Genomic DNA, 25,584 nt, shown 5'->3' on the forward strand with positions numbered 1-25,584 from the left:
TAATCCTATTTATAGATTAATTAAACTAGATATCTTTTAATCTTCCTGTTTCTGAAATTCTAAATTGTCAACATACTCTTTAGCTTGAACTAAATTGAAAGAAGTATTATCTCTTAACAATTTGACTGCCTTGACCATTTTTCCCTCATTTTTCAAGCTGATTAATTCATCTTTTAGAGAAACCGAAACATATTTGCTTGATAATTCAGGATTTCCTGTTTTGTCTGCCAAGTTATCCAAACGCGTTATAAGTTTCTGATTTTTGTTATTTAAATCTCCTATTGAGTTCCATGTAAATAACCCAGAGATAATAATAAATGCCAACAATACTGTATATTCCATGTAAATTTCACCTTCCTTACACTAGTATATTACCATATAACAAGTTGTTTGGAAATAAATATTACCACAATAATGCAGTACAATTACCGTGGAAATCAATGAATTACGATAAGTCTTTGAAAATTGTATTGAAGGAAGATTTTAAATGCCTATACAATTGAGTTTTTTGTATGTTTTTTTGAAATTTAATAAGTAGAAGTAGACATTTTATAAAACTAGAATTAAATAATTGTATTTAGAAGATTATACATCATCTATTTTATTTACTACATTAATAAATAAAATGATTATAACAAAGTAAGATACTATGAATTAGTGGATTTTAGGGAGAGTTCTAAATATGTTTATTATTTCTTAATAAACATATAGATTAGGTAGTGTATAATAGAAACGGGTGATATAATGGATAAAATATTGATTGTTGAAGATGATGCTGATATAAGGAATATTCTAAAAATCTATTTAGAAGGACAAGCTTACAAGGTATGGGAAGCAGAAAATGGTGCTGAAGCTATGAAACAATTGCACAAACAAATTGATCTTGTTATTTTAGACTTAATGCTTCCGGACACCGATGGACTAAGTATATGTAAAAATATTCGTGAAAAATACCACTTCCCAATTATTATGATTACAGCTAAAAATGCAGATAGTGATAAAATATTAGGCCTGAGCTATGGTGCTGATGACTATATAACAAAGCCCTTTAATCCTTTAGAAGTGGTTGCTAGGGTAAAGGCACAATTGAGACGTTATAAAGAATATGCCGAAAGCACCACTGATGTGGATAGTATTTATTATAAAGGACTTACTTTAAATAAAAAAAGTAAGCAAGTAAGTATTAATGAAAAAGAAATTAAGCTTACACCAACGGAATTTAAAATTTTAAAAGTTTTATTGGAAAGAAAAGGAGAAGTTTTAAGTGGTGAGGAACTGTTTCATTTAATTTGGGAGGATGATTATTATTCTAAATCCACTAATACTATTACTGTTCATATTAGGAATTTAAGAGAAAAAATAGGAGATTCTTCTGAAAAACCAGAATATATTAAAACAGTGTGGGGGGTAGGTTATATCATTGAAATGTAAAAAATGGAAGTGGAATTATTATATTATATCATTTGTAGCTTTTATACTTATATTATTTTTTGTTGATATATATTTAGAAGGAAGTGTTGGAGAATATTTTGTAAGGAGGCTACTTGATGACAGAGAAGAAGTAGTATTGAGTTACAATGGATACCATGCAATAAGGGGAATTTTTCGATGGGATAGATTAAGAAGTATATTGACATTTATAGTTTTTTCAGTTTTTTTTATAGTGCAAATTAGTATTTACATAGCTTCTAAAATATCTCGAAATGATGAAAAAAAGAAAGTTATAGCTGAAGTTGAGGAGAGGATGCGCCTATTTCGAGATGATGAAAAGCCTAGAGATGATCAGGAGCTAAAGTTTATTGATGTGGAAATTAAATCAATTTTAAATGAAAAGGCAAGGGTGGAACAAGAAAAGGAGATGGAAATCCGAAAGAAAGATGATTTGGTAACTTATTTAGCTCACGACTTAAAGACACCTTTAACTAGTATTATTGGATATTTAAATATTTTAGAAGAGTCTGAAGTTACAGAAGAAATTAGGAAGGATTGTTTAAGAAAAGTCTTAGACAAGGCTTATCACTTAGAAGAATTAACTAATCAGTTTTTTGACATTACAAGATTTAATCTTCAAGAGATTCCTTTAAATAAAGCAGAAATTGATGGAGAATTTTTCTTACAACAAATAACAGATGAGCTTTATCCTCTATTTATGCCTAAGAATTTACAAGTTAATTTAAAAGTATCAGCGGATTTAAAAATATATGGTGATGGTAATCTTTTGGCAAGGGTTTTGAATAATCTTTTGAAGAATGCTATTAGTTATAGTAATAGGGATTCTTTTATTAAAGTTACAGGTATAGGAGACCCTAAAATAACTATTATAACCATAGAGAATGATGGGGATGTTATATCTGACCAAGAACTTAAACTGATATTTGAAAAATTTTATCGTAGAGATAAAGCAAGGAGCCAAGCATCAGGTTCAGGATTAGGTCTTGCTATTGCGAAGCAAATTGTTGAACGTCATGAGGGAACATTAAAAGCAGAAAGCGTAAAAGGTCATACAACTTTTAGTATTTATCTACCAAAACCTTTATAAAATCTTTATAAATTCTACATAAAGTGTGAATAAACCTTTATCTTATCATTGATAAACTAATGATATGATTAACCCACAAAAAGGTACAATGCGATGGAATTATGAAATTTCTCTTCCATGCCTTTCATAAGAGCTAGGAACAATAAATTTAATTTAAGAAATTCTAATCTTTTAGCCATATAAAATTATCTAACGCTCACATTCAGCGTCCTGCCTCAGGTTCGCTAGCCTGGCGTCCTTTTAAGGCTTACGATAATTTTATATGTCTAAAAGAAGAATTTCTAAAATTAAATTTAAACAATTCCTTCGCTTCTTATGAAAGTCATTCCAGAGAAATTTCATAATTCAACTAATGTAATACCTTTTGTGGAATAATCATGCTATAAGATAAAGGTTTATTTTTTTAGGGAGGGCTGAAAATGGAATTAAGGATTGATAAGGTAACAAAAAAATTTAAAGATTTAAAGGCAGTAAAAGATGTTAGTTTGAATTTTACTCCAGGTATATGGGGACTTTTAGGACCCAATGGTGCTGGAAAAACAACTTTGATGAGAATGATGGTAGGAAATTTAAAACCTAGTGAAGGGGAAATTTGTTTTGGCAATAATAAAATCTCTAGTTTAGGAGGAGAGTATTTAGGAAGGATAGGATATTTACCTCAGCATTTCGGATATGATAAGAATCAAAGTGTAGAAGACTTTTTAAACTATATAGGTGCTCTAAAGGATATTGATAAAGCTACAAGACGTACATGCATTACAGAGTTATTGAAACAATTTAATTTATCTGATGTAAAACACAAAAAAGTAGATGAGCTTTCTGGTGGCATGAAAAGAAGAGTAGGTATTTGTCAAGCTATGATCAATAATCCAGATATATTAATTGTGGATGAGCCTACAGCAGGTTTGGATATCGAAGAGAGAAGAAATTTTCGCCATTATTTAACAACCATTAGTAAGGAGAAAATAATTATTCTTTCCACTCATATTGTATCGGATATAGAGTTTATTGCAAATTATCTTATACTTATGGAAAAAGGAGTAATTATTGAATCAGGAGAAAGTCATACATTAATTAATTCTATTGATGGTATGGTTTTTGAAACAGTTATACAAGAGAAGGAAATGTATAATATAGAACAGCAATATCGTGTCATGAACTTTCGTAATGAAGGGAATGGATTAGTGACTATTCGATATGTTGCAAAATTACCACTGAGAAACAGTAAGCAGGTGAAACCTAATTTGAATGATTTCTATCTTTCAAAGGTAAAGGAGGCTAAATAATGGATTTATTTATTTCTGAGCTAAAACGTCAAATGGGCGGGAAGAGATTTATATCTTACCTTCTGGTTTCTATTATTTTAGCAATACTATGGGCATGGTTTATTATAGGAGGAGCAACAGAAGGATTCATGATGACTGGCTGCTATAAGGGACTTAAAGGAATGTCGGCAATAAAAGCTGCAGCTAAGGATAGAAATGTATATGCCGGTAAAATGCTTGAGAAAAATTTTCAAAAAAGTGGAGAAGTTTTTTTGAATTCGAAAAATAAAGAAGATAAGATTATAATGAATGACGATTTATTAAAATTGGCAGTTTATGCAGATACATTGGTTATGCAAAATTATAAACTTAAAAAAATATCAGGAGATGCTAATCTAGAATGTGAAAAATTCCCTGTGGATTTTGGTTCTCATTTTTATGAAAATGAAGACTTATATTATCAAGAGCTTATTTCTAAAAACACAAAGAATCAATCTGAAAAAGAATTAGCTTATAGAATGTGGAATCAGGTAGAAAAACCTTATACTTACTATTCTGGTTATGAAGTATGGGAAGATGGCATTTCACATATTCAATTATTTACTTTTGTACTTTTAATAATTATGGGCTTTTTTTCTAGTGGAATTATTGCTAAGGATAAAGAATGTGGATTAGATGAAATTATATCTTCAACAAAATGTGGGAGGCAGAAGTTAGTGTTTGCTAAACTTTTTATACCAATTATTATGGGATTTTCTATGTACGTGCTTGGAATGGGAACATATATAGGAATTTTAAAGCACTATCTTCCAGCAAATGCTCTTAAAACATCAGCTCAGTTATCAACAACTATTTTACCTTATAATTTAAGTGATTTAATAAAAAACATGATCTTGGTGGGATTTATTGGGACACTTACATTTTGTTCATTTGCAATTTTTATTTCTTCTAAAGTTAAGAAAAAATCAACAGCAATGAGTATTAGTGTACTAGTTATTGTAAGTGGATTTTTATTATGTGTTGGCAGAGATTTAAACAATCTAATATTGAGGGTAATAAAATTAGTTTTACCAGGTAGTTTGGTATTTTCATTTTCTGACATTATGAAATTTAAAGTACCTGTAGTTTCTATATTTGGAAAGGCATTTTTTTATTTTAAATTTTGTTCAGTTATCAGTTTATTGATACTTTTTATAAGTTTGATAATGGCTTCATGGAATTATGTTAGGAGGTAATAAATTCATGATCTTATTGGAAATGAAACGTCGTTTATATACAAAAAATGTATTATTATCTTTACCGGTTATTTTTATTATAACTATAGGTTTGAATTTTATAACAGTAAATGATCAAAAGGATTATATTAATGATTTAAAAAAACAGAACTCCTATGAAGGAAATATTACAGAGAAAAATCTTTATTCAGCTTTAAAGAAAGTGCGAGATGAAAAATCTAAAAGCTACTATTACCAATCACAAATTTGGGTAATCGATAATCTTGTTAAGGATTATCCAGGGATTCTTTATAAAGAGAATAAAATAGAGGACTATCCTGATAAATATGCTACAGAATTTTATGATTGTTGGAGAAATAAATTTAAGGAATTAATTAAAAGACTTCCAGCATCAGAGCAGCAAATTGCCATGGATAATTTAACCAAAGTTAAGACTCCATTTGAACAATATCCTGGACATTATTTTTATTATGATGTCTTTGCAAATATGAAGTTACTTTTTATAATTACTATGTTTTTAGTGACATTCTTTGCTTCAGGAACCTATTCTGACAGCTTTGAAGATGAGAGCATAGAAATTCTTAGAACTACTAAAGGATATAAGAAAAATATGATGGTTAGAACTTTACCGGTAATTTTTTATGGAGTATTATTGACGCTAATTACCATTTTAGGAACAGTAGGAATAATCGGTTCTACGGTAGGATTTAAAACGTTAAAGACTAGCTATAAGATGCTTTCATTATTTTCTTTTGGCAATCTTTCTATAGGGCAAGCTATCATGGTAGCGGCATTAGCAGAAATCTTTGGAATCCTTGCTTTATCAATTTTAATGGGATATATATCTTTAAAGACAAAGAAAACCACCATAGCTATAGCTTCAGGTGTCAGTTTAAGTATATTTTATATGGTGGGAAGCAAACTCCAATCATCTTCAACAAGTTTTATGAATTATATACTAAATGCAATCCCTATGGCGAGCTCTCATATATCAGCAAGTTTGTGTGGATTTTCTCTCAATTTTGGAATATGGGAACCTTATGCAATTATACTGGAAATTTTAATTGTATTTATAATATCTGCTATAGCACTAGTTGTTGCTATTAATAGAAAATAGGTTTAGATATTTATTCACAATAGGTTTGACAATAATAAACTTACATTCCAATGCCATTTATAAAGCTAAGAAAATCCTTTGTAGATTTACTTGGCTTTAATTTATATGGCTAAGTTTTTATGTTTGGTCTTTCGGATTTTAATGACATCCTAATAGATACTATAATACCTCAAAGTGCTTATTTTACAATCTATCTAATTAATATTGTAGAAAATTAAATTTATTTTGTATATAATTATAATGTGTTTTTGTACTTATTTGTATATGAAGTAACTTTTATAAAAACTATATTATTATTGGAAGGTAATATCAATACATATAATACGTTAGATGAAGGTGGCATTATGAAAAATCTAAAGATATTAATCGTAGAAGATGATGTGAATATAAATAATATGATAAAGGAATCATTAATAAAAGAAGGATATGATATTGGACAAGCTTTTGATGGATTTGAAGGGGTAGAAAAGTTTGAAGATGAAGAATATCATATGATAATTATGGATATTATGATGCCTGTTATGGATGGAATTGAAGCCATGAGGAGAATTAGAGAAAAAAGTAAAGTTCCTATTATAATACTTTCTGTAAAGGGAGAAGATAGTGATAAAATAATAGGACTTGGTATGGGAGCTGATGATTATATTGTAAAACCATTTTCAGTACCAGAACTTATAGCAAGAGTTAAATGTAATATAAGAAGAGCCATTTATTATAATGAAACTGAAAATAGCAAAGAAAATAGGATATATCAGTATGGTGATGTAAAATTTGATATGAATAATTACACAGTTACTAAGAGTGGAAAGGAACTTACGCTTACTGCAAAGGAAATGAAAATTTTGAAGCTTTTCTTTGAAAATCCAAATAGGGTATTTACTAAAGTTCAGATATATAACAGTGTATGGGGAGAGGAATTTCTATCGGATTATAATACGGTAACAGTACATATGAGAAGGCTTAGAAGTAAAATTGAAGATGATTCTAATAAACCTAAACTTATAGAAACTGTTTGGGGTATAGGATACAAATTGATAGGTGATAAACAATGAATTGGTTATTAATAATTATTATTGTAATATTATTTATATTGTTATTAAATGATAAAATAAAAACCAATGGAATTACTGAAAAATTAAAAGAAGTCCTTAAAGATAATTCAAGGGAAAGAATAAAATTTAATAATTTAAGTTTAGATAAGAAGGAACTTGTAGAGGAAATTAATAAAATCCTTGATAAATACCAGAAAATTTCTATTGATAATAAAAATTATAAAGAACACCATCAAAAAATGGTTTCAAATATTTCCCATGACATAAGAACTCCACTTACTGCCCTTATGGGATATGTGGATCTTCTTTCGGATAATTCCATTACAAAAGAAAAAAGAGAAGAATATATTAGTATTATTAGAGAAAGAGGTGCTGCTTTAAAAGAGCTTATGGAAGAGTTCTTTCAAATGTCAAAACTTGAATGTAATGATGTGGAGATAACTATTGAAAAGTTTAATATATCAGAGGTAGTAAGAAAAAATATAATTGCTTTTATGAATGAAATAAATGAAAAAGACATAACTCCAAAGATAAACATAGGTGATGAGGAAATTTTTGCTTTTGGAGATAAAAATTATACCAGTAGAATTATAGCTAATCTTATTTCAAATAGTTTGAAATATGGATGTGAAGGAAAGGTTATTGGAATTGATTTAAATGAAGAGGATAAATGGGTAAAACTTAGCATATGGGATAAAGGAAAAGGCATTGATAAGAGTGAACTTCCTTATATCTTTGATAGATTATACACAGGAGAAAAATCTAGGAATAGGAATTTTCAAGGTAGCGGTCTTGGACTTAGTATAGTAAAAAATATGGTTCAGCATATGAAAGGTAGTATAAGTGTTCAAAGTATATCTTATGAAAAAACAATATTTACAGTAAAGCTTCCTAAAAGTAGCAGTTAAGAGTGAGCAAATCATTAGAAAATTATTTTATAGATGTTTAATAAATATAGCAAAAAAGATTTAATAAATTTGTAATAATTGCGTAGCTTGGATTTAAGGATTGTCCCTTATTATGTATATGGATAAGGAGCAATCCTTAATTATTATTCACGTATCGTATAAACGTAGTTTCTATTTTATGTTTTAATATGCTTCTTATATAATTGAAGAATGTTAGATTCTATAAATTTATAATGCAGTTTATCTTTGATAAAAGGGAGGAAAAACAATGGAAAATATATTAAAAACCTATAATCTTACAAGAAAGTATGGTTCTACAGCTGTAGTTGATAATGTTAATATGAATATTAAAAAAGGAGAGATATATGGATTTTTAGGGAGAAATGGTGCAGGAAAGACCACAGCTTTAAGAATGATAATGGGACTTATTTCCCCAACAAAGGGAGAGTATGAGCTTTTCGGAAGAAAGATGGGAAAAAGAGAGGTATTTGGGAGGATAGGAGCAATAATTGAAACACCAGGTTTTTATCCAAATTTAACTGCAAGAGAGAATCTTGAGATTCATAGAAGATTAATGGGAGTTCCTAACAAGGAATATATAGATGAAGCTCTAGAAATTGTTGGACTTACTGATTATGATATTAAAAAGAAAAAAGTTAAGAAATATTCTTTAGGAATGAAGCAAAGATTGGGAGTTGCAAGGGCACTTCTTCATAAACCAGAACTTCTTATTCTTGATGAACCAACTAATGGACTTGATCCCGTAGGCATAAAAGAGATGAGAGAAACTTTACTAGAACTTAATAAAAAGAAAGAAATAACAATACTTATGTCAAGTCATATACTTGGAGAAATACAACAGATTGCCACAAAGATTGGCATTATTCATAAGGGAAAGCTCCTAGAGGAGATAGACTATAAAAGTTTTGAAAAAAAGAATAGGCACTATATTAATTTAGTAGTTAACAATGACAAAAAAGCAGTAACTATTTTAGAAGAATCAATGAATATTAGAGATTATGAAGTAACAGAGCCGAATAAAATTAGAATCTACCAGATGCTTGATAAGTCAAATGATGTTGCAAGAAAAATGATTTCAGAGGGGGTAGAGGTTTATGAGGTTAATGTTATGAATAATACTCTGGAGGATTACTTTGTAAGGCTTACTGGAGGTGGACAAGGTGTTTGATGGATTATATAGTGAATTTTTAAAATTAAAAAGAACGGGATACTATATCACTATTTTATTAGCTGGGCTAATTTGCTTGGAATTTAGTACAATAAATAAAGAAATGGTGTCATCTTTAAATTGGTATGGATACTTTTTTAAATTTGAATTTATAGCATTTAGCATATTTTTTACATTGGTTATTCCAAATATTATTGCAATTATATTTATTAGAGAATTTAGGCATAAAACAGTACCTATAGAATTTACTTATCCTAATGGAAGATTTGGAGCTTTTATTAATAAATTTTTAATGAGCATAATAGTGATAGCTATTATTTATTTGATGAGTTACATTTTTTTAGTTTTAAAAGGAATTATTTTTTTAAAAACACCTTTAACACTAGAACCTCTTATAAATCATTCTAAAATATTTATAATTTCATTTATTTTTCAAGTAGCACTGACACCAATGGCAATTTTAGTAGCTTTAATGGGCAAAAGTATGATTATTTCATCAGTTTATTCCTTAGCATTAATAATAGGAAATACAAATTATATTTTAGGAAGTAAGTATGGTGATTATATATTTTCAATTTTACCAGCAGCACCTGTTGCAAAGTTTAGAACACCTATATGTGGAGTTCCTATACCAGTAAATATGGTAATAAGCAATAGTGATATATTTATTGGGAGTTTTATATTTATACTAGGTATCGCAGGATGTTTTTTATTTTATAGAAAAGCTAATATTTATTAATAACGCATATTGTTTTTAGTGTAGCAAGGTGATTTAATTTGTAACTATTTATTTGGTTTATTAAAAATTATATATAATCTTTAATTAGGAGGGCTTTTATGTTAAATATTGTAGTATGCGAACTAAAGAAGTTTAAAGGAATTTGGATTCCATTAATTATAGGAGTATTTATTGTTGTTCAAATAAGTTCAGTACCTTTAAATCCATCAGTTATGAAAAATGCGGATGACGTATTTACTTGGGTGAATTTAGCGGTATTTTCTTATGGTTTTCTTGCCGCTATAAATTTGCTTATTGCTTACATGTTTATATGGGAATTCAACAATAATACAATGTTGTCCATGTTAACATATAAGCATAAAAGATGGAAGATATTTATAGGTAAAATTATTTCCGTAATGGTAATATTTTTACTATTATATATTATAGAGTTTCTTATGCTTACATCAATTAGTTATATAACTTTTAGAGACACGCTTACAGTATCTATTATTATAAAGCATTTAATGATAACTTTAAAGGCATATTTCTTTCAGATGCTTATGATTACAGTAACTGCCTCCTTGGCAATTGTAAGTAAAAAGATTATTGTACCAATAATGTATATTGCTATTCAGCTTGTAGCTAGTTTCATATTTTTAAGTGAACCAGCAGTGAGGACATTTATACCATTTCCACTACCAGTTATATCTAATCTCATGTTAATAAGTGACAATTATAAAATCATTAAGAATATTTCAATTATGCCAAGCCAAGTTATGATAGCTATTGCAATGTTTATTGGTGGTATTGTGTACGGATGCTGGTATATAAATAAAATGGAAGTGCAATAAATGCTTTTATAGAGTAAGCAGAAAGGTTAAATCATATTTGAAATTGTAATTAAAAATTCATCAAGTTATCCTTTGAATAAAGATTATTTTTGGAATTGTTATGAATTTTATGATATAAATTGTAAAGATATATTTTCTAATTAAATTGACATTCAAACCTCCAAGTGATATATTTATAACATGAAAGTTATAAATATATCACTTGGAGGTTTTGATATGAGGATAAATAAAATTAAACTAGCAAGCCAGCTGTTTTTTAAATCATTAGTAGTATTTTTAATACTTGTTTTATATATTGTGAGTAGAGCCAACTTTGGATTTAACCAATATCACAACATTATTTCAAAGATTTATTATTCTGTGTTAGTTTTATACGGTCTTACTGGATTTATAAAACAAGAAAAAGTGGATGAATTGGCAGAAAAAATTTTATATAAAGTAAATAACATTGTTCTAGTTGTTGTTAATATAGGATTATTCTTACTGGCTATTCTTGTTGCAGCACCTATGTATAGTAATGTTAACGTTACAAGAGATGTTATAGGGTTATTAATATTGATTTTACTATTTATAATTACTACTCTTAAAGCAAGTTTGTTTTATTATTACAATAGGAAAGGATTATAAAATGACTATTTTAAAAACTAATATAAAGGAATTTAGAGAAAAGGCAAATATGAAGCAAAGCCAATTGGCTGATTTAGTGGGTGTTAGACGAGAAACTATTGTGCATCTTGAAAATGGCAAATATAATCCTTCTTTAAAACTTGCTATGGATATTGCTAAAATTTTTAATACCAGTGTAGACAAATTGTTTGAATTTATAGAGTAAGTAAATCATCACTAAATATAAATCTTCCTGCTAAAAGTAAAACAGCTTAAGTAGCAATTTTATTTATGATACATTCCCCGCCATTTATTAAAGTCCCAAATTTTTTCATAGATGCATTATCTGTAGAAATGTGCATTATTATTTCTTCATTATGGTAATGTATTTTTCATATAGTGCATATAAGAAAGTGAAGACATAAAATATAGGTTTATGTCTTCTGTATTTTTTTACAAATCTTACTACAAAGTTTTATATAGATTATTTATAAATTAAATAAATTTATGTATATGAAAACAACTTAATACATTCAATGGTACTTAAGCAATTGATTTTATACATGTAATGTCGAAAAAGTGTATACGGAAAATATTTGAAAAAAATTTAAATTGTAGTATAATTAATTCATAAGTATGAAAATTAATATATTTCAGAATATTCTAACAAAAATAATTTTAGTTTAATTTTGGTTAATAGAGAAATAAGGTACATGTATTCAAAGTACAATATTTTTCTTATATATACTATATATTTTGGGGGGCGTGTATAGTGAAAAAAATTAAGCTTTTAAGTACTATTTTAACAGCTTCTATGTTGTTTACATTAACCAATCCATTGGCAGTAAGAGCTACTACTAGCGGAGAGTTTGAAAATTCATTACCTACAATTCAAAGAAAAGCGTATAATAGTAAAAAATTCACATCAAAACCATTAGTTATTCTAATTGATTTTCCTGACTATAAATATACAGACTTAGATAAAAGGGAAAAAAATTTTAGAATCAATAATTTTAAGGGGGCAGAAACTACTGATGAATTTTATGAAAACCTTTTCTTTGGGGATGAATATTATGAGACTTCAGATGGAAATAAGCATATTACAGTAAATAAATTTTTCAAAGAAGAATCTGGTGGAACTTATGAATTTAAGGGGAAAGTCGTAGGTTGGTATACAGCTGATAAGAAGGCTAAAGAATATGGATCAAATGATGGTAGTGGTGATCAACCAAGAGCAAGAAATCTTGTAAAAGAATCTATAGAAAAAGCGTCTAAAGACTTAGACTTATCAGAATTTGATGTTGAGGATAAATGGGATTTAGATGGAGATGGAAATTATAATGAACCAGATGGAATAATAGATAGCTTAGTTGTAATTCATCCAGGACTTGGAGAAGAGTGGGGTGGAGGATCTTTAGGGGAAGATGCTATATGGCCATTCAGATGGGGGTTTAATGTTTTCGGGGAAGATATGGATAAGCTAAGTGTAGAAAATAAACAGACTATAGTTGCCAAAAATCCTACAGTAAAAGATAGAAATGGAAAAGAATTTAAAATAGAAGACTTTGCAGTATTTGAACAGGATTTACCAGTAGATTTATTTAATCACGAATTTGGACATATTCTTGGACTTCCAGATTTATATGGAACTAATGAACCACCAGTAGAAAATTGGTCTATAATGGGTGGAAGTTATGCTGGAGATCCTAGAGGCTCTGAACCAGTTAGCTATGGTGCCTATTGCAGGGAATTTTTGCAAAAAGATTTTACAAAGCGAGGTAGAATAGCTAATTGGCAAAACTCTGAGGTTTTAAATTTAGAAAATATAGATGAAAAGGGCATAGATGTAGTTTTAGATCAAGCTAGTATTAAGGGGCAAAATAATGACACTATAAGAATTAATTTACCAGAATGCAATGATGAGAGAGTGGTAACTCCACCGGAAGGTAAGTACTGCTATTTTAGTGGTAAAGGGGATAATTTAGAAAATTATATGTCTACTAAAAGTCCTATAGAATTAATGGGAAAAAATAAATCTGAATTAAGTTTTAGAACTTGGTATAATATAGACCCGGGTTTCGATTTTGCCTCAGTTCAAGTAAAGGAAGTAGGTACTAATGATTGGATTTCCGTAAGGGGAAACTTAACTACTGATACTGTAGATCAGTGGGTTAAGGATAATGAAACACCAGAAGAGATAAAAAGAAGAAATCCAGGTCATGGTATAACTGGTAGCTCAAATAAGCAATGGGTGGATGCAACTTTTGATTTAAGTAATTTTAAAGGTAGAAAAGTAGATTTAAGATTTAGATTCAGGACAGATAGTAATACTCCTGAAGATGGAATTTATATGGATGATATAAAGGTGAACGTAGATGGACAAATTAAATACAAAGACAATGCAGAAAGCGATTCAATGTTTAATTTTGATGGTTTTTCAAAATCAAATGGAGTTATGAGTTATAATCATTATTACTTACTTGAGTGGAGAAATAGTGGAGGGGATACCCTAGTGGATAAAGGTTTAAAAACTATTAATATAGGAAGAAAAGGACTAGAATATGATCCGGGATTAGTAGTTTGGTATATAAATGAAAAATATGCAGGGTTTAGGCCAGATCAAAATACAGCAAATCATAAAGGAGAATTGTTTGCAGGAATAGTGGATGCAGATCAAAATCCTGTAACATATAGATATGAAAAAAGCGGTAAATCTGGAGCAGATAGAATAAATTATCAAATGCATGATGCTGCATTTAGTTTAAGAACTGGTTCAGCTTTAAAAATAGAGGGCAAAACTTCTAATGATAAGTATTATGTTGAAGATAATCATACTTTTATGAATCCGGTATTTAGTGATGACAATGATTACACTGCTAGCAGTTATAATAGGGAAGCAGGTTTAAAATTAAAGAAATACGGTTTAAAGGTTTTTGTAACTGATGAAAGTAAGGATAGAAGTACAGCTAAAATTCATATTGCAAGATTTAAGGATGGAAAAAATACTACAGCACAAGACAGTTCTATATTAAAAGAAGTAAAAGTAGAAAATAATAAATTATATGTTGAAGCACAAGCTAAATATGGAGATATGGCTTATATAGAGTATTTAGGAAAAAATAATAAAAAGCAACAAGTAACTTTAAATTATGAAAATGGGAAATATGTAGGTGAGGTTAATTTCTTATCACAGGATAGTAGTTTTAAAATTAGTCATATTGTGTTTATAGATGCTGTAGGAAATGCTAAGGCTATCTATAATAATGAAGTTCATAAGATATTTGGAGCTGATTTTACTAAAATAAAAACATCCACTGATAATGAAACGGAAAATTCAAGTAAGGAAGATGATAAAACAAAAGTTGATGATGCAAATAATAAAGATGATACGAATACTCAAGAGGATACAATTAAAAATACAAATTCAAAACCAAAGGAAAGTAATAATGCAGAAAGAGGAAAGTCATCTGAGATTTTAGCAAAAGCTCTTCCAAAAACAGGTGGAGTAACTCCAATGGAAAATTATATTTTGGGTATGATTTTAATTGCAAGTGGAATAATTGGTAGAAAAAAATTAAAATAAATTAACTGATTAAACCACAAAAATGTACAATGTGGTGGAATTATGAAATTTCTCCTCAATGACTTGCATAAGCTCAATAATAAATTTAATTTAAAAAATTCTAATCTTTTAGCCATATAAAATTATCTAACGATCACATTTAGCATCCTGCTTAAGGTTCGCTAGCCTGGCGTCCTTGTAGGTTTACGATAATTTTATCTCTCTAAATGTAAATATAAATTAAGCGGTAAATATGACAATATATTTACCGCTTATAGTATTTAGAAATAGTTCTATATCTAAATCAGTCTTTAAAGTACACTTGTTTCAGATCATCAATGCGCTCAGTTAAAAATTCATACATTATTCTTCGAGCTCTATCTGGCTCTTTTTTTTCAATGGCATCTATTAATTTGCCCATATAAGTAATAGGTTCGCAGCCAAAAATCCTATATATTATTTCATTAAAGGTAATGCAAAGCTTTTTGAAAGAATTACACACTAATGGATATATATTATTACCTGTAGCACAATATATAGCATGAAGAAATTGAAATTTTAATTGAAATATTTCTGTATTATCGGTAGTTTCAAGAGCTTTTTTATAAATGGAGCTCATAAGTTTTAAATCATCATCCGTGCGGTTTTGAGCTACTAAATATGCGCACTCACAATCAAAATGTATGCGGTAAGATGTTAATGAGTCAAAGGTTTTTTTGTCAAATTTTCCTCCATTGAAGTTGATGATTGACAAAAGTGTATTTAATTGCCCGTTTCTAATATAATCTCCAACAAAAACGCCTTTTCTCGGTATGATTTCAACAAATCCGTTTTGAGCAAGCTCGTAGAGACCTGAATTAATGACAGTTCGACTCACATTTGTTTTTTTCGCCATCTCTCTTTCAGTAGGCAATCGATCGCCAATTTTCCATTCTCCGGATAATATTTTCCCTTCAATTTCTTTAATAAAAAGTTCTTTCATGGTAGGAGGTACTATTTTACGTAAAGACATTTTTAACACATCCTTTGTATTGGTCTAACCAAAGAGCACAAGACTATTGTAGAGAAATCTACAAAAAAAGTCAATTGATTAGTAAATGTAATATATTATTTTTGCATATAATTTTAACTTTATGAGAAAATATTGATTTCTAATACATATAATGTTAAAATTTAGACAAGCTTGGTATGACCACAAAAAAACAAAATAATGGCATGTAGAATTCATAAGTCATACATAAGGAAAATAGAATAAAATAAGGGATATAAATAGGGGGAAGATAACATGAATACTTACAAAGTTATTGAAATTAAGCAAAGTGTCTTTGATGATAATAATCATGAAGCTGATTTGCTTAGAAAAGAATTAAAAAAAGAAAGGACATTTTTGTTGAATTTAATGTCATCACCTGGGTCTGGTAAGACCAGTACTCTCACAAAAACCATTAATGCTTTGAAAGATGAAATGAAAATAGGGGTTATGGAGGCAGATATTGATTCAGATGTTGATGCTAATACTATTTCTCAAACTGGTGCAAAGGTTGTCCAATTACATACAGGTGGAATGTGTCACTTGGATGCAGATATGACCAGACAAGGACTATGTGCATTAGGCACTAAACAAATTGATTTTGCAATTTTAGAGAATGTAGGAAATTTAGTTTGTCCCGCAGAATTTGATACTGGTGCATCAAAAAATGCAATGATATTAAGTGTTCCAGAAGGGGATGATAAGCCATTAAAATACCCTTTGATGTTTTCTATTTGTGATGTTCTATTAATTAATAAAATTGACACATTAGATTATTTTGATTTTGATTTAGAAGAATGTAAAAAGCGAGTAAAGAAATTGAATCCCAATATTAAAATTATTGCAATTTCTGCAAAGACAGGTGAGGGAATAGAAGAATGGACAAATTGGTTACGTAATGAAGTTAAAATATGGAACGAACAATAGCTACAGGAAATTTATTTTAGGAGGCTTATTAACAGTTAAAGAAAGATTATAAAAATTTATAAAAGTCTACTATTTTTTAATAGGCTTCAAAATTATCTAGTAGAATCACCTTAAAATATTATAAAAAATAAGTTATTGAACATAATGATATATAAATAGCAAAGTAAGGTGATAAAACATGATAAAAGCATTAAATATACGGCTATATCCAACACAAGAGCAAATAATTTTAATGTATAAGCATACAGGCTGTATGAGATTTGTTTATAATTGGGCGTTAGCCAAGCAAATGGATAGCTATAAACTTAATAGCAAAAAACTATCAGTTACAGATTTAGGGAAACAATTAACTGTTTTGAAGAATACCGCAGGTTATGAGTGGTTATATGAAGTATCTAATGCAACACTTAAAGAGAGTATTAGAGACTTAGATAAAGCATATACTAATTTCTTTAATGGAAGAGGCTTTCCTAAATTTAAAAGCAAGAAAAAATCAGAACCTAGATTTTATAGCAGATATGACAAAATTTATTTTAAAGATAACTTTGTTAATCTTGAAAAGATAGGTAAAGTTAAATATAGGGTGGATTATGATATTAATTTAACTACTGTAACAAAGTTTAAAAATCCTAGAGTACATTTTAATGGCAGAGTATGGGTACTTTCAATAGGTATTGAAGATAATATTAAAACTGTTAAATTAAATGATTTTAGCTTAGGAATCGATTTAGGAATATCTCAATTAGCAATAACAAATATAGATAAATTAGACACTAGGAATGTTAATAAAACAAACAAAGTTAAAAAACTAAGTAAAAAGTTAAAAAGACTTCAAAGACAATGTTCAAGAAAATATATTATGAATAAGAAGGGAGAGAGTTACCAAAAAACCAAGAACATTGCAAGACTTGAAAAGAAGATTAAAAAACTTCATAGTAAACTTAAAAATATTAGATTAAACCATATACACCAAACTACTTACAAAATGGTGAAAGTCAAACCATATAGAATAGTTATGGAGGATTTAAAAGTATCTAATATCATGAAGAATAAGCACTTATCAAGGGCAATAGCAGAGCAGGGGTTTAATATTTTTATTAATCAGATGAAATATAAATGTGAAAAGTATGGTATTAAATTTGTTCAAGTACCTATATTTTATCCTTCAAGTAAAACATGTAGTCATTGTGGCAATATCAAGAAAGACTTAAAACTTTCAGATAGGGTTTATAAATGCAAATGTGGATTTACTTGTGATAGAGATAAAAATGCTTCATACAACCTTGCAAACTATGGTTTAGTATAATCACCTAAGGCACATTCAAATAAATAACAAGTCAGTATGCTAGTCTATTTTGCGTCATACTGCGTCAGCAGAACCCACCGATAGTTCTACTAGCGGCGGAACCTGCTTCCTTGTCTGACACAAAATATACCAGCATCTTTGACTTTTTATTTATTTTCATGTACCTAAAGGATTTACTAAACTGGGTAATCGTTACAACCCACTATACTTATAAAGTATAGCAAAGCCTATGGAGTGTTACACAAACGAAAGTAGCCGCAATTTAACCTCTTTTCAGGAGGTTATAAAATGGGCAAAATCGGACATTATGAAGTAGGAAAGAAACAAAACTATATATTTATATAATCTTTTTATAAAGTTTTATAAGGTTTTGGTAACGGTAATGAGCATGGCAGTAAAACAAAAAGTTCTTCAATTTGCAAATCAAGTTAGTGGCAATAAGCCTGGATCTAGAGGTTGGTTTACAGAGAATGATGCACGTTATAGAATTCTTGAACCTGTTGTTACAGATGAAATGGCAGAAGTTTTGCTTTGTATGAGCCTTAGAAAAAAAGTTACAGCAGAAGAGGTTGCACCTTTATGCGGAAAAAGTATTAAAAGAACAAAAGAACTTTTATTAGAACTGGCAGATATAGGTGTTTGCTTTGTTAATACTATCAATGGAGAAGATAAATTTTGGTATGAAACATGGGTACCAGGTATTATGGAGATGATGGTTAATAATAGAAAAAATTCTTATAAATATCCTCAAATTGCTGAATCCTTCGATGCATATGGCATAGAAAATGGACCGAGGTCAACAGGTAGTTTTCCACCAGGAGTTGGTCTTATGCGTGTCATCCCAATAGAAACTTCTATAAATGGGGAAACAAGAAGAGCATCCTATGAGGAAATATCAAAGTACCTTAATGAAAATGAAATTTTCTCAGTTTCCGATTGTGCTTGTCGTACTGCAAGAGAACTTATGGGTGAGGGTTGTGGTCACCTAAAAGAGGATATGTGTATTCAACTAGGTCATGCTGCTGAATATTATATTCGTACAGGAAGAGGTAGAAAGATTACTCGTGAAGAAGCTTTTGAAATTATAGAAAGAGCAGAAGAAAATGGTTTAATGCATCAGATACCAAACTTAGATGGTTCAGGAAAAACCCATGCCATTTGTAATTGCTGTGGATGTTCATGTCTTTCATTAAGGGGAGCTTCAATGTTTACAAATGCTGATATGGTTCGTTCTAACTATGTTTCTCATGTGGATAAGGATAAATGTGTTGCTTGCGGTGAATGTGTTGCAAATTGTCCAGTAAATGCTATACAGTTGGGGCAAAAGCTTTGTTCTAGCAAACCTGTTGTTGAAGCAATAGTAAGAGAGGAAACTCCACGTAATGCAGAGTGGGGTCCTGATAAATGGAATGTAGATTATAGAATTAATAGAAAGAATGTTGTTGACACAGGTACAAGTCCATGTAAAACTGCATGTCCTGCACATATTGCTGTACAAGGATATATTAAACTAGCATCTCAAGGAAGATATACAGATGCGTTAGAACTAATTAAGAAAGAAAATCCGTTTCCAGCAGTATGTGGACGTATTTGTCCTAGAAAATGTGAATCTGCTTGTACTAGAGGAGACATTGATGATCCAATCGCTATAGATGAAATTAAGAAATTCATTGCAGAACAGGATTTAAATATGAAAAATCGTTATGTGCCTAAAAAGAGACATGATTATGGAAAGAAGATTGCTATTGTTGGTGGTGGGCCAGCAGGACTGTCCTGTGCTTATTACTTAGCTATTGATGGATATAGAGTAACAGTATTTGAGAAACAAAAGGCTCTTGGAGGAATGCTGACATTAGGAATTCCATCTTTTAGGCTTGAAAAAGAAGTGGTTAATGCAGAAATTGACATTTTAAGAGAATTAGGCGTTGAGTTTAAAACAGGCGTTGAAGTTGGAAAAGATGTTACTCTTAATGATTTAAGAGAACAGGGATACAAAGCTTTTTATCTTGCAATTGGTGCTCAGGCAGGGAGAAAAATTGGCGTAGAAGGAGAAGATGCTGAGGGAGTTATTTCAGGCGTTGATTTTGTACGTAATGTAAACTTGGGAGAAGATATAAATCTTAAGGGGAATGTAATTGTAATCGGTGGCGGTAATGTTGCTATTGATGTGGCAAGAAATGCTACAAGAGTAGGAGCTTTAAAAGTTGATATGTTCTGTCTTGAAAGTCGTGATGAAATGCCAGCTCTTGAAGAAGAAATTGAGGAGGCAATGTCAGAAGATATTACCATCAATAATTCTTGGGGACCTAAGCGTATTGTTACAGAAGATGGTAAGGTTGTTGGAGTAGAGTTTAAGAAATGTGTTTCTGTATTTGATGAAAATAAAAGATTTAATCCTACTTATGATGAAAATGATGTTAAATTTGTTAAAGCAGACTATGTATTACTTTCAGTAGGTCAATCAATTGATTGGGGTAATATACTTGCAGGTAGTAAAGCAGAATTAAATCCAAATAAAACAATAAAAGCTGATCTATTCACTTATCAAACTGGAGAACCTGATATATTTGCTGGTGGCGATTCATATACTGGTCCAAGATTTGCTATAGATGCTATTGCCGCAGGTAAACAAGGGGCAATTTCAATTCATCGTTTTGTTCAGCCAGGACAAAGTTTAGTTAATGGTCGTGATAGAAGAGAGTATCATGAATTAGATAAGAGTAGTGTTGAAATTGGAGGATATGATAACACCCAAAGACAAAGACCAGGACATATAAATGGAGTAAATGCAAAAGAGTCATTTAAAGATGTACGTGCTACATTTACAGAAGAACAGGTGAAAAAGGAAACTAGTCGTTGCCTTGGTTGTGGTGCTGCAATTACAGATGAATTTATGTGTGTAGGATGTGGTCAATGCACAACTAAGTGTAAATTTGATGCTATTTCACTTGTTAGAAAATATGACAATGAAGGTGTGTCATTAGAAAAATTGAAACCAGTGGTTGTTAAGAATGTGATAAAACGTAAGGGAAGAATTACAGTTAGAAAGTTTCAAAAACTTTTTACAAAAAAGCATTAGTCTAAGATTATATGCATAAGCAGAAGATGGGATAGGTGATTAATTTGCATGAACTAGGTGTTGTAATTGAAGTTGTTAACACTATAGAAAAAATTGCAATAAAGCAAAAGCTTACTAAAATTGATACATTAGTTTTACAAATAGGAGAGCTTTCATCAATGATTCCAAAGTATATTGAGGAGTGTTATCCAGCAGCGGTTGATGGAACAATGTTGCAGGATACCAAATTGAAAATTGAGATAATACCAGGAAATGCTATTTGTAAAGAATGCAGCAAAGTTTTTAACATTATTAAAGATGGCAAAAAATGTCCCAAGTGTGGAAGTAATCACTTTGGATTATTAAGCGGAAGAGAGTTTATGATTAAGGAAATTATTGCCTACTAAAATAAATCTGAAGACTTCACTTAGTTTACATAATAGCTAAGTGAGGTCTTCTGTACCTACTACACATAATCCAACAGCATTTTTTATTGTAAGCTTCCTTTCTTTAATAGTAAATGTGGTATAATTTAAAAAAAACATTTTTGTTTTTAATGCGAGGTAGAACAATATGACATATATAAATGAAGATAAATATACTAAAGAACTAAAAGTTGATTGTAAAAAATGTTTTGGTTTATGTTGCATAGCACTGTATTTTTCAGCTTCGGAAGGTTTTCCAACAAATAAAGATGCGGGTAAACCGTGTATAAACCTACAATCAGACTTTACTTGTTCTGTTCACAAAAATCTTAGACATAAAGGGCTTAAGGGGTGCACTGCGTATGACTGCTTAGGTGCTGGTCAAAAGGTAGCTCAAGTTACTTTTAGTGGACATGATTGGCGGGAAAATCCAGAATGTGCTAGTCAAATGTTTGAAACGTTTTTGATTATGAGACAACTTCATGAAATGCTATGGTATCTTACTCAAGCATTTATTTTGCAAAAGGATTATCATATTAAAGAAGAAATAGGTTCATTAAGGGATGAAACTGAACGATTTACATTTCTAGATGTTGATTCACTATTAACATTGAATTTAGAGGCTCATAGAACGAAAGTTAATATGCTACTTAAAAATACTAGTGAACAGGTGCGTATTAAGGCTCAAAGAGAAAGGAATATTATTTTAAGAAACAGAAAAGCCAAATCTCATAGATTGGATTATTTTGGTTCGGATATGAGAAAGAGTAATCTTAGAGGAGCAGACTTGAGAGGAGCATGTCTCATTGCTTCAAATCTTAGAGGAGTGGATTTGAGTTGGGCGGACCTAATTGGTGCTGATCTGAGAGATGCAGATCTTAGTGGAGCTAATCTAGAAAATAGTATCTTTCTTACTCAAGCTCAGATCAATACGGCTAAGGGAGATTCACATACAAAGCTACCTATTATGATAGCTCGTCCAAACTATTGGTTAAAGTAATTAATTTTAGAATATATTTAGGATTCATGATAAAAAATAGAATTTAGGCTTTCTATTTACATAAAATACATAAGATGATATAATGAATAAAAATATCAATTTAGAAGGGGGAAAGTAAGTTATGACACCAGCTAATTGCTAATATTAATTTAAATTTAAAATTAATATTTATTTTATAATGAGTTTTAATTTGCCTAATTATATTTAGGTTTTCTTGTTGTGCTCTTTATGGAATAAGGCATTTAGAAGGTAACTTACTTTACTGAAATTCAATATTATAATTTATGAAATATTTTAATAATTTATTTTAAAATATTAAACTTGATTTTTTGAAAAAATGGATGGGATATATAAGTATTATGAAATGGTTTTATTAGTAGGCATAATTTTTTTCTTATATATGATTTAGATAAATTATAGTAGTAATAAAGTATTTTCAGACTGTAAGAAGCAATGATCTTCTTATGGTCTTTTTATTTTTAACATTATTTTAAAAATTATAGTAGTTAGGACCTTTTTTGCTCTGCCATAAAATGCATGACTTATCTTATGGATGAAAGAAGGAATTTATATGTTTGAATTATCGTTAAATGGTGTAAAAAAATATATGGATGCTACACTTGTTCTTAAAAATATAACATTTCAAGTTTATGCAGGAGAAAAAGTTGGTATAGTGGGGGTTAATGGAAGTGGTAAAAGCACTATTCTTAAATTAATAGCGGGAGTAGAGCCTATGAATTATTGTGTTGGCTATCCCGGGGCTACAAGCCCTGGATATGATGAAGGATTTATTTGTTTGCCCAAAGAAGCTAAATGTGCTTATCTTGAACAAATTCCTCAATATGATAAGAATTTAAAGGTTGTTGATGTTTTAAAATTAGCTTTCAAGGAAGTTTATAGTATAGAAAAAGAAATGCGCGAATTAGAAGAGAAAATGAAATTTTTAGAAGATAATGCATTAGAAAAAGCCTTGAAACAGTACAGTAAATTGACTCAATTATATGAAGTTAAAGGCGGATACAATACAGAAGAAAAATTAAGTAAGATTTGTACGGGTTTGAAATTTCATGACAGCTTTTTAGAAAAGGATTTTAATTTATTAAGCGGTGGTGAAAAAACTACAGTAGTACTTGGAAAGCTACTGATTGATAATCCTGATATATTACTATTAGATGAGCCTACAAATCATTTGGATATGGACTCAATTGAATGGCTTGAAGAGTATCTTAAAAATTACAATGGAATTGTAATTATAGTATCTCATGATAGATATTTCCTAGATAATATAGTGACAAAGATTGTAGAGATAGAGGATATGGAATCCATAACCTATAAGGGCAACTATTCTCAATATATAAAGCAAAAAGAAGAAAACACGCGCATCCAATATGAGAATTTTAGAGAACAACAGAAAAAGATAAATTCTATGGAAAAGACTGTGAAGGAATTAAGAGACTGGGCTATAAGGGCTGATAATAATAAATTCTTTAGAAGAGCAACAAGTATACAAATAAAGCTTGATAAAATGGATAGAATAGATAAGCCAGTTTTTGAAAAACAAAATATGAAATTAAACTTAAAATCTGCACAACGTTCAGGCAATGAGACAATCAAGGCAATAGGGGTATCTAAGAGTTTTGAAGATAAGGTTATTTTTAAGGATGCAGATTTATTGATTAATTTTGGTGAAAGAGTAGCCCTAATAGGTCCAAATGGCAGTGGCAAAACTACTTTTTTAAAACTTTTATTAGGTGAAGAGCAGCCGGATGCTGGTGTAGTGGAATTAGGTGCCAATGTAATGGCGGCGTATTTGCCTCAGAAAATTACTTTTAAAAACGAGGAACTCACTGTGCTAGAGTGTTTTAGGGAAGATATTTGTATATTAGAGGGGAAGGCCCGTGAATATTTGTCAAAATTCATGTTCTATGGTAAGAGTGTCTTTAAAAAAGTAAAGAATTTATCAGGAGGAGAGAAAATAAGGCTGAAGCTTGGCAAATTGCTATTTGAAGATATAAATTTATTGATACTAGATGAGCCTACGAACCATCTTGATATTGACTCCATAGAAACCTTAGAGGAAGCTCTGGAAGATTTTAAAGGAACTATATTCTTTATCTCCCACGATAGGTATTTTATCAATAAAATAGGTGAAAGAGTTATCTCTATTGAGGAAAATGCTTTTAAAAGTTATCCTGGCAATTATGATTATTATAAAAATGTAAAAGATGATCTGAGCCTTAAAGTCATTAAGGAACCAGTGGTAAAGCGTGAAAAAGTTAAGAAACCAAGAAATATTGATGGAAGCAAAAAGAAAGAATTAGAAGTGGCTAAAATTGAAACAAAGGTTGAAAGTCTTGAAAGTGAAATAAAAGAGATTGATTTAGCTATGGCTGACTCAAAATTACATTATGAACAGCTTGATAAATTATATTCTAGGAAAGAGGAATTAAGTAAAGAGTTGGATGGAGTTATGGAAGTTTGGTTAAGTCTTAATAACTAGATATAGGAATAAATTTTGTGACCTCCTATATTATTTAGGGGGTCTAATTTTATAATCTTTTTTATCTCATAAATCTAAAAATTATACTGATTATATATCAGTATTGTATAGTCATCTCATAAAGCAGGACTATCTAGTATGCTTAAAATATGTACAAATATAGAATATAATGGTAGTATATTGTAGAAAGAATTATTACATTACAAAATCATTTAATTATTCAAGCCTAAGGCACATTCAAATAAATACCAAGTCAGTATGCTAGTCTATTTTGCGTCATACTGCGTCAGCAG

The 25,584-nt window shown here is 29.7% G+C and carries 21 protein-coding genes; 19 read left to right on the forward strand and 2 right to left on the reverse strand.

Translation table 11 applies throughout. The features are described 5' to 3' along the window. Positions 1 to 36: 36 nt before the first annotated feature. A complete protein-coding gene (locus tag C1715_RS09895; protein WP_102400332.1) occupies positions 37 to 342 on the reverse strand; it encodes a hypothetical protein in 306 nt (101 codons plus the stop codon). 399 nt (positions 343 to 741) lie between these two features. On the opposite strand from C1715_RS09895, the gene C1715_RS09900 reads away from it, so the two are divergent. From C1715_RS09900 to C1715_RS09960, 13 genes are all read left to right on the forward strand, one after another. Then, a complete protein-coding gene (locus C1715_RS09900) occupies positions 742 to 1,431 on the forward strand; it encodes a response regulator transcription factor (protein WP_423240835.1) in 690 nt (229 codons plus the stop codon). Beyond that, entirely contained in the window at positions 1,421 to 2,539 is a 1,119-nt protein-coding gene (locus C1715_RS09905) for a sensor histidine kinase (RefSeq protein WP_102400334.1), read from the forward strand. The genes C1715_RS09900 and C1715_RS09905 overlap by 11 nt, the downstream gene beginning before the upstream one ends. 419 nt (positions 2,540 to 2,958) lie before the next feature. Beyond that, positions 2,959 to 3,825: an ATP-binding cassette domain-containing protein gene (locus C1715_RS09910; RefSeq protein WP_102400335.1), complete on the forward strand. Its 867-nt coding sequence runs from the start codon at positions 2,959 to 2,961 to the stop codon at positions 3,823 to 3,825. Further along, a complete protein-coding gene (locus C1715_RS09915) occupies positions 3,825 to 5,039 on the forward strand; it encodes an ABC transporter permease (protein ID WP_102400336.1) in 1,215 nt (404 codons plus the stop codon). The genes C1715_RS09910 and C1715_RS09915 overlap by 1 nt, the downstream gene beginning before the upstream one ends. Positions 5,040 to 5,046: 7 nt before the next feature. Beyond that, positions 5,047 to 6,156 (forward strand): hypothetical protein, encoded by a 1,110-nt coding sequence (locus C1715_RS09920; protein WP_102400337.1) that lies wholly within the window; start codon positions 5,047 to 5,049, stop codon positions 6,154 to 6,156. Positions 6,157 to 6,500: 344 nt separating this feature from the next. Further along, on the forward strand, positions 6,501 to 7,208 hold the full coding sequence (locus C1715_RS09925; RefSeq protein ID WP_102400338.1) for a response regulator transcription factor: 708 nt from the start codon (positions 6,501 to 6,503) through the stop codon (positions 7,206 to 7,208). Beyond that, complete coding sequence (locus tag C1715_RS09930; RefSeq protein WP_102400339.1) at positions 7,205 to 8,116, forward strand: sensor histidine kinase; 912 nt, start codon at positions 7,205 to 7,207, stop codon at positions 8,114 to 8,116. Before C1715_RS09925 ends, C1715_RS09930 begins: the two co-directional genes overlap by 4 nt. 268 nt (positions 8,117 to 8,384) lie before the next feature. Then, complete coding sequence (locus tag C1715_RS09935) at positions 8,385 to 9,305, forward strand: ABC transporter ATP-binding protein (RefSeq protein WP_102400340.1); 921 nt, start codon at positions 8,385 to 8,387, stop codon at positions 9,303 to 9,305. Further along, positions 9,298 to 10,044, forward strand: coding sequence for an ABC transporter permease (locus tag C1715_RS09940; RefSeq protein WP_102400341.1), 747 nt, complete (start codon positions 9,298 to 9,300; stop codon positions 10,042 to 10,044). The genes C1715_RS09935 and C1715_RS09940 overlap by 8 nt, the downstream gene beginning before the upstream one ends. A gap of 98 nt (positions 10,045 to 10,142) precedes the next feature. Beyond that, positions 10,143 to 10,877, forward strand: coding sequence for a hypothetical protein (locus C1715_RS09945; protein ID WP_102400342.1), 735 nt, complete (start codon positions 10,143 to 10,145; stop codon positions 10,875 to 10,877). A 216-nt stretch (positions 10,878 to 11,093) separates the two neighbouring features. Beyond that, positions 11,094 to 11,504: a hypothetical protein gene (locus C1715_RS09950; RefSeq protein WP_102400343.1), complete on the forward strand. Its 411-nt coding sequence runs from the start codon at positions 11,094 to 11,096 to the stop codon at positions 11,502 to 11,504. Between the two features lies 1 nt (position 11,505). Continuing rightward, positions 11,506 to 11,709, forward strand: coding sequence for a helix-turn-helix transcriptional regulator (locus C1715_RS09955; RefSeq protein ID WP_035291080.1), 204 nt, complete (start codon positions 11,506 to 11,508; stop codon positions 11,707 to 11,709). 546 nt (positions 11,710 to 12,255) lie between these two features. Next, positions 12,256 to 15,066, forward strand: a complete 2,811-nt coding sequence (locus tag C1715_RS09960; protein ID WP_102400344.1) for an immune inhibitor A domain-containing protein — start codon at positions 12,256 to 12,258, stop codon at positions 15,064 to 15,066. 283 nt (positions 15,067 to 15,349) lie between these two features. Here C1715_RS09960 and C1715_RS09965 read toward each other — a convergent pair whose 3' ends face one another. After that, complete coding sequence (locus tag C1715_RS09965) at positions 15,350 to 16,057, reverse strand: FadR/GntR family transcriptional regulator (protein ID WP_102400345.1); 708 nt, start codon at positions 16,055 to 16,057, stop codon at positions 15,350 to 15,352. Positions 16,058 to 16,330: 273 nt separating this feature from the next. Between C1715_RS09965 and hypB the strand changes: the two genes are divergently transcribed. The 6 genes from hypB to abc-f all read left to right on the forward strand — a co-directional run bounded on the left by hypB (position 16,331) and on the right by abc-f (position 25,291). After that, positions 16,331 to 17,002: a hydrogenase nickel incorporation protein HypB gene (gene hypB, locus C1715_RS09970; protein ID WP_102400346.1), complete on the forward strand. Its 672-nt coding sequence runs from the start codon at positions 16,331 to 16,333 to the stop codon at positions 17,000 to 17,002. A 178-nt stretch (positions 17,003 to 17,180) separates the two neighbouring features. Next, positions 17,181 to 18,308, forward strand: coding sequence for an RNA-guided endonuclease InsQ/TnpB family protein (locus C1715_RS09975; protein ID WP_102400347.1), 1,128 nt, complete (start codon positions 17,181 to 17,183; stop codon positions 18,306 to 18,308). 388 nt (positions 18,309 to 18,696) lie between these two features. After that, entirely contained in the window at positions 18,697 to 21,387 is a 2,691-nt protein-coding gene (locus tag C1715_RS09980) for an FAD-dependent oxidoreductase (protein ID WP_102400348.1), read from the forward strand. Positions 21,388 to 21,431: 44 nt separating this feature from the next. Next, a complete protein-coding gene (locus C1715_RS09985; RefSeq protein WP_102400349.1) occupies positions 21,432 to 21,773 on the forward strand; it encodes a hydrogenase maturation nickel metallochaperone HypA in 342 nt (113 codons plus the stop codon). Positions 21,774 to 21,939: 166 nt separating this feature from the next. Beyond that, the gene (locus tag C1715_RS09990) at positions 21,940 to 22,791 is read left to right on the forward strand and encodes a pentapeptide repeat-containing protein (RefSeq protein WP_102400350.1); all 852 of its coding nucleotides are present in this window, start codon (positions 21,940 to 21,942) and stop codon (positions 22,789 to 22,791) included. Between the two features lie 571 nt (positions 22,792 to 23,362). Further along, entirely contained in the window at positions 23,363 to 25,291 is a 1,929-nt protein-coding gene (abc-f, locus tag C1715_RS09995; RefSeq protein WP_102400351.1) for a ribosomal protection-like ABC-F family protein, read from the forward strand. Positions 25,292 to 25,584 lie beyond the last annotated feature (293 nt).

Origin of the sequence: Haloimpatiens massiliensis (assembly GCF_900184255.1) — a bacterium.
GTDB classification, from domain to species: Bacteria; Bacillota; Clostridia; order Clostridiales; family Clostridiaceae; genus Haloimpatiens; species Haloimpatiens massiliensis.

Bases quoted from the DNA above. Each gene is read 5' to 3' on its own strand.
- C1715_RS09965 (WP_102400345.1), bottom strand. From the start codon at position 16,057: ATGTCTTTACGTAAAATAGTACCTCCTACCATGAAAGAACTTTTTATT.
- C1715_RS09945 (WP_102400342.1), top strand. From the start codon at position 10,143: ATGTTAAATATTGTAGTATGCGAACTAAAGAAGTTTAAAGGAATTTGG.
- C1715_RS09925 (WP_102400338.1), top strand. From the start codon at position 6,501: ATGAAAAATCTAAAGATATTAATCGTAGAAGATGATGTGAATATAAAT.
- C1715_RS09975 (WP_102400347.1), top strand. From the start codon at position 17,181: ATGATAAAAGCATTAAATATACGGCTATATCCAACACAAGAGCAAATA.
- C1715_RS09980 (WP_102400348.1), top strand. From the start codon at position 18,697: ATGGCAGTAAAACAAAAAGTTCTTCAATTTGCAAATCAAGTTAGTGGC.
- C1715_RS09920 (WP_102400337.1), top strand. From the start codon at position 5,047: ATGATCTTATTGGAAATGAAACGTCGTTTATATACAAAAAATGTATTA.
- C1715_RS09915 (WP_102400336.1), top strand. From the start codon at position 3,825: ATGGATTTATTTATTTCTGAGCTAAAACGTCAAATGGGCGGGAAGAGA.
- C1715_RS09990 (WP_102400350.1), top strand. From the start codon at position 21,940: ATGACATATATAAATGAAGATAAATATACTAAAGAACTAAAAGTTGAT.
- C1715_RS09930 (WP_102400339.1), top strand. From the start codon at position 7,205: ATGAATTGGTTATTAATAATTATTATTGTAATATTATTTATATTGTTA.
- C1715_RS09895 (WP_102400332.1), bottom strand. From the start codon at position 342: ATGGAATATACAGTATTGTTGGCATTTATTATTATCTCTGGGTTATTT.
- C1715_RS09955 (WP_035291080.1), top strand. From the start codon at position 11,506: ATGACTATTTTAAAAACTAATATAAAGGAATTTAGAGAAAAGGCAAAT.
- C1715_RS09935 (WP_102400340.1), top strand. From the start codon at position 8,385: ATGGAAAATATATTAAAAACCTATAATCTTACAAGAAAGTATGGTTCT.
- abc-f (WP_102400351.1), top strand. From the start codon at position 23,363: ATGTTTGAATTATCGTTAAATGGTGTAAAAAAATATATGGATGCTACA.
- C1715_RS09950 (WP_102400343.1), top strand. From the start codon at position 11,094: ATGAGGATAAATAAAATTAAACTAGCAAGCCAGCTGTTTTTTAAATCA.
- C1715_RS09910 (WP_102400335.1), top strand. From the start codon at position 2,959: ATGGAATTAAGGATTGATAAGGTAACAAAAAAATTTAAAGATTTAAAG.
- hypB (WP_102400346.1), top strand. From the start codon at position 16,331: ATGAATACTTACAAAGTTATTGAAATTAAGCAAAGTGTCTTTGATGAT.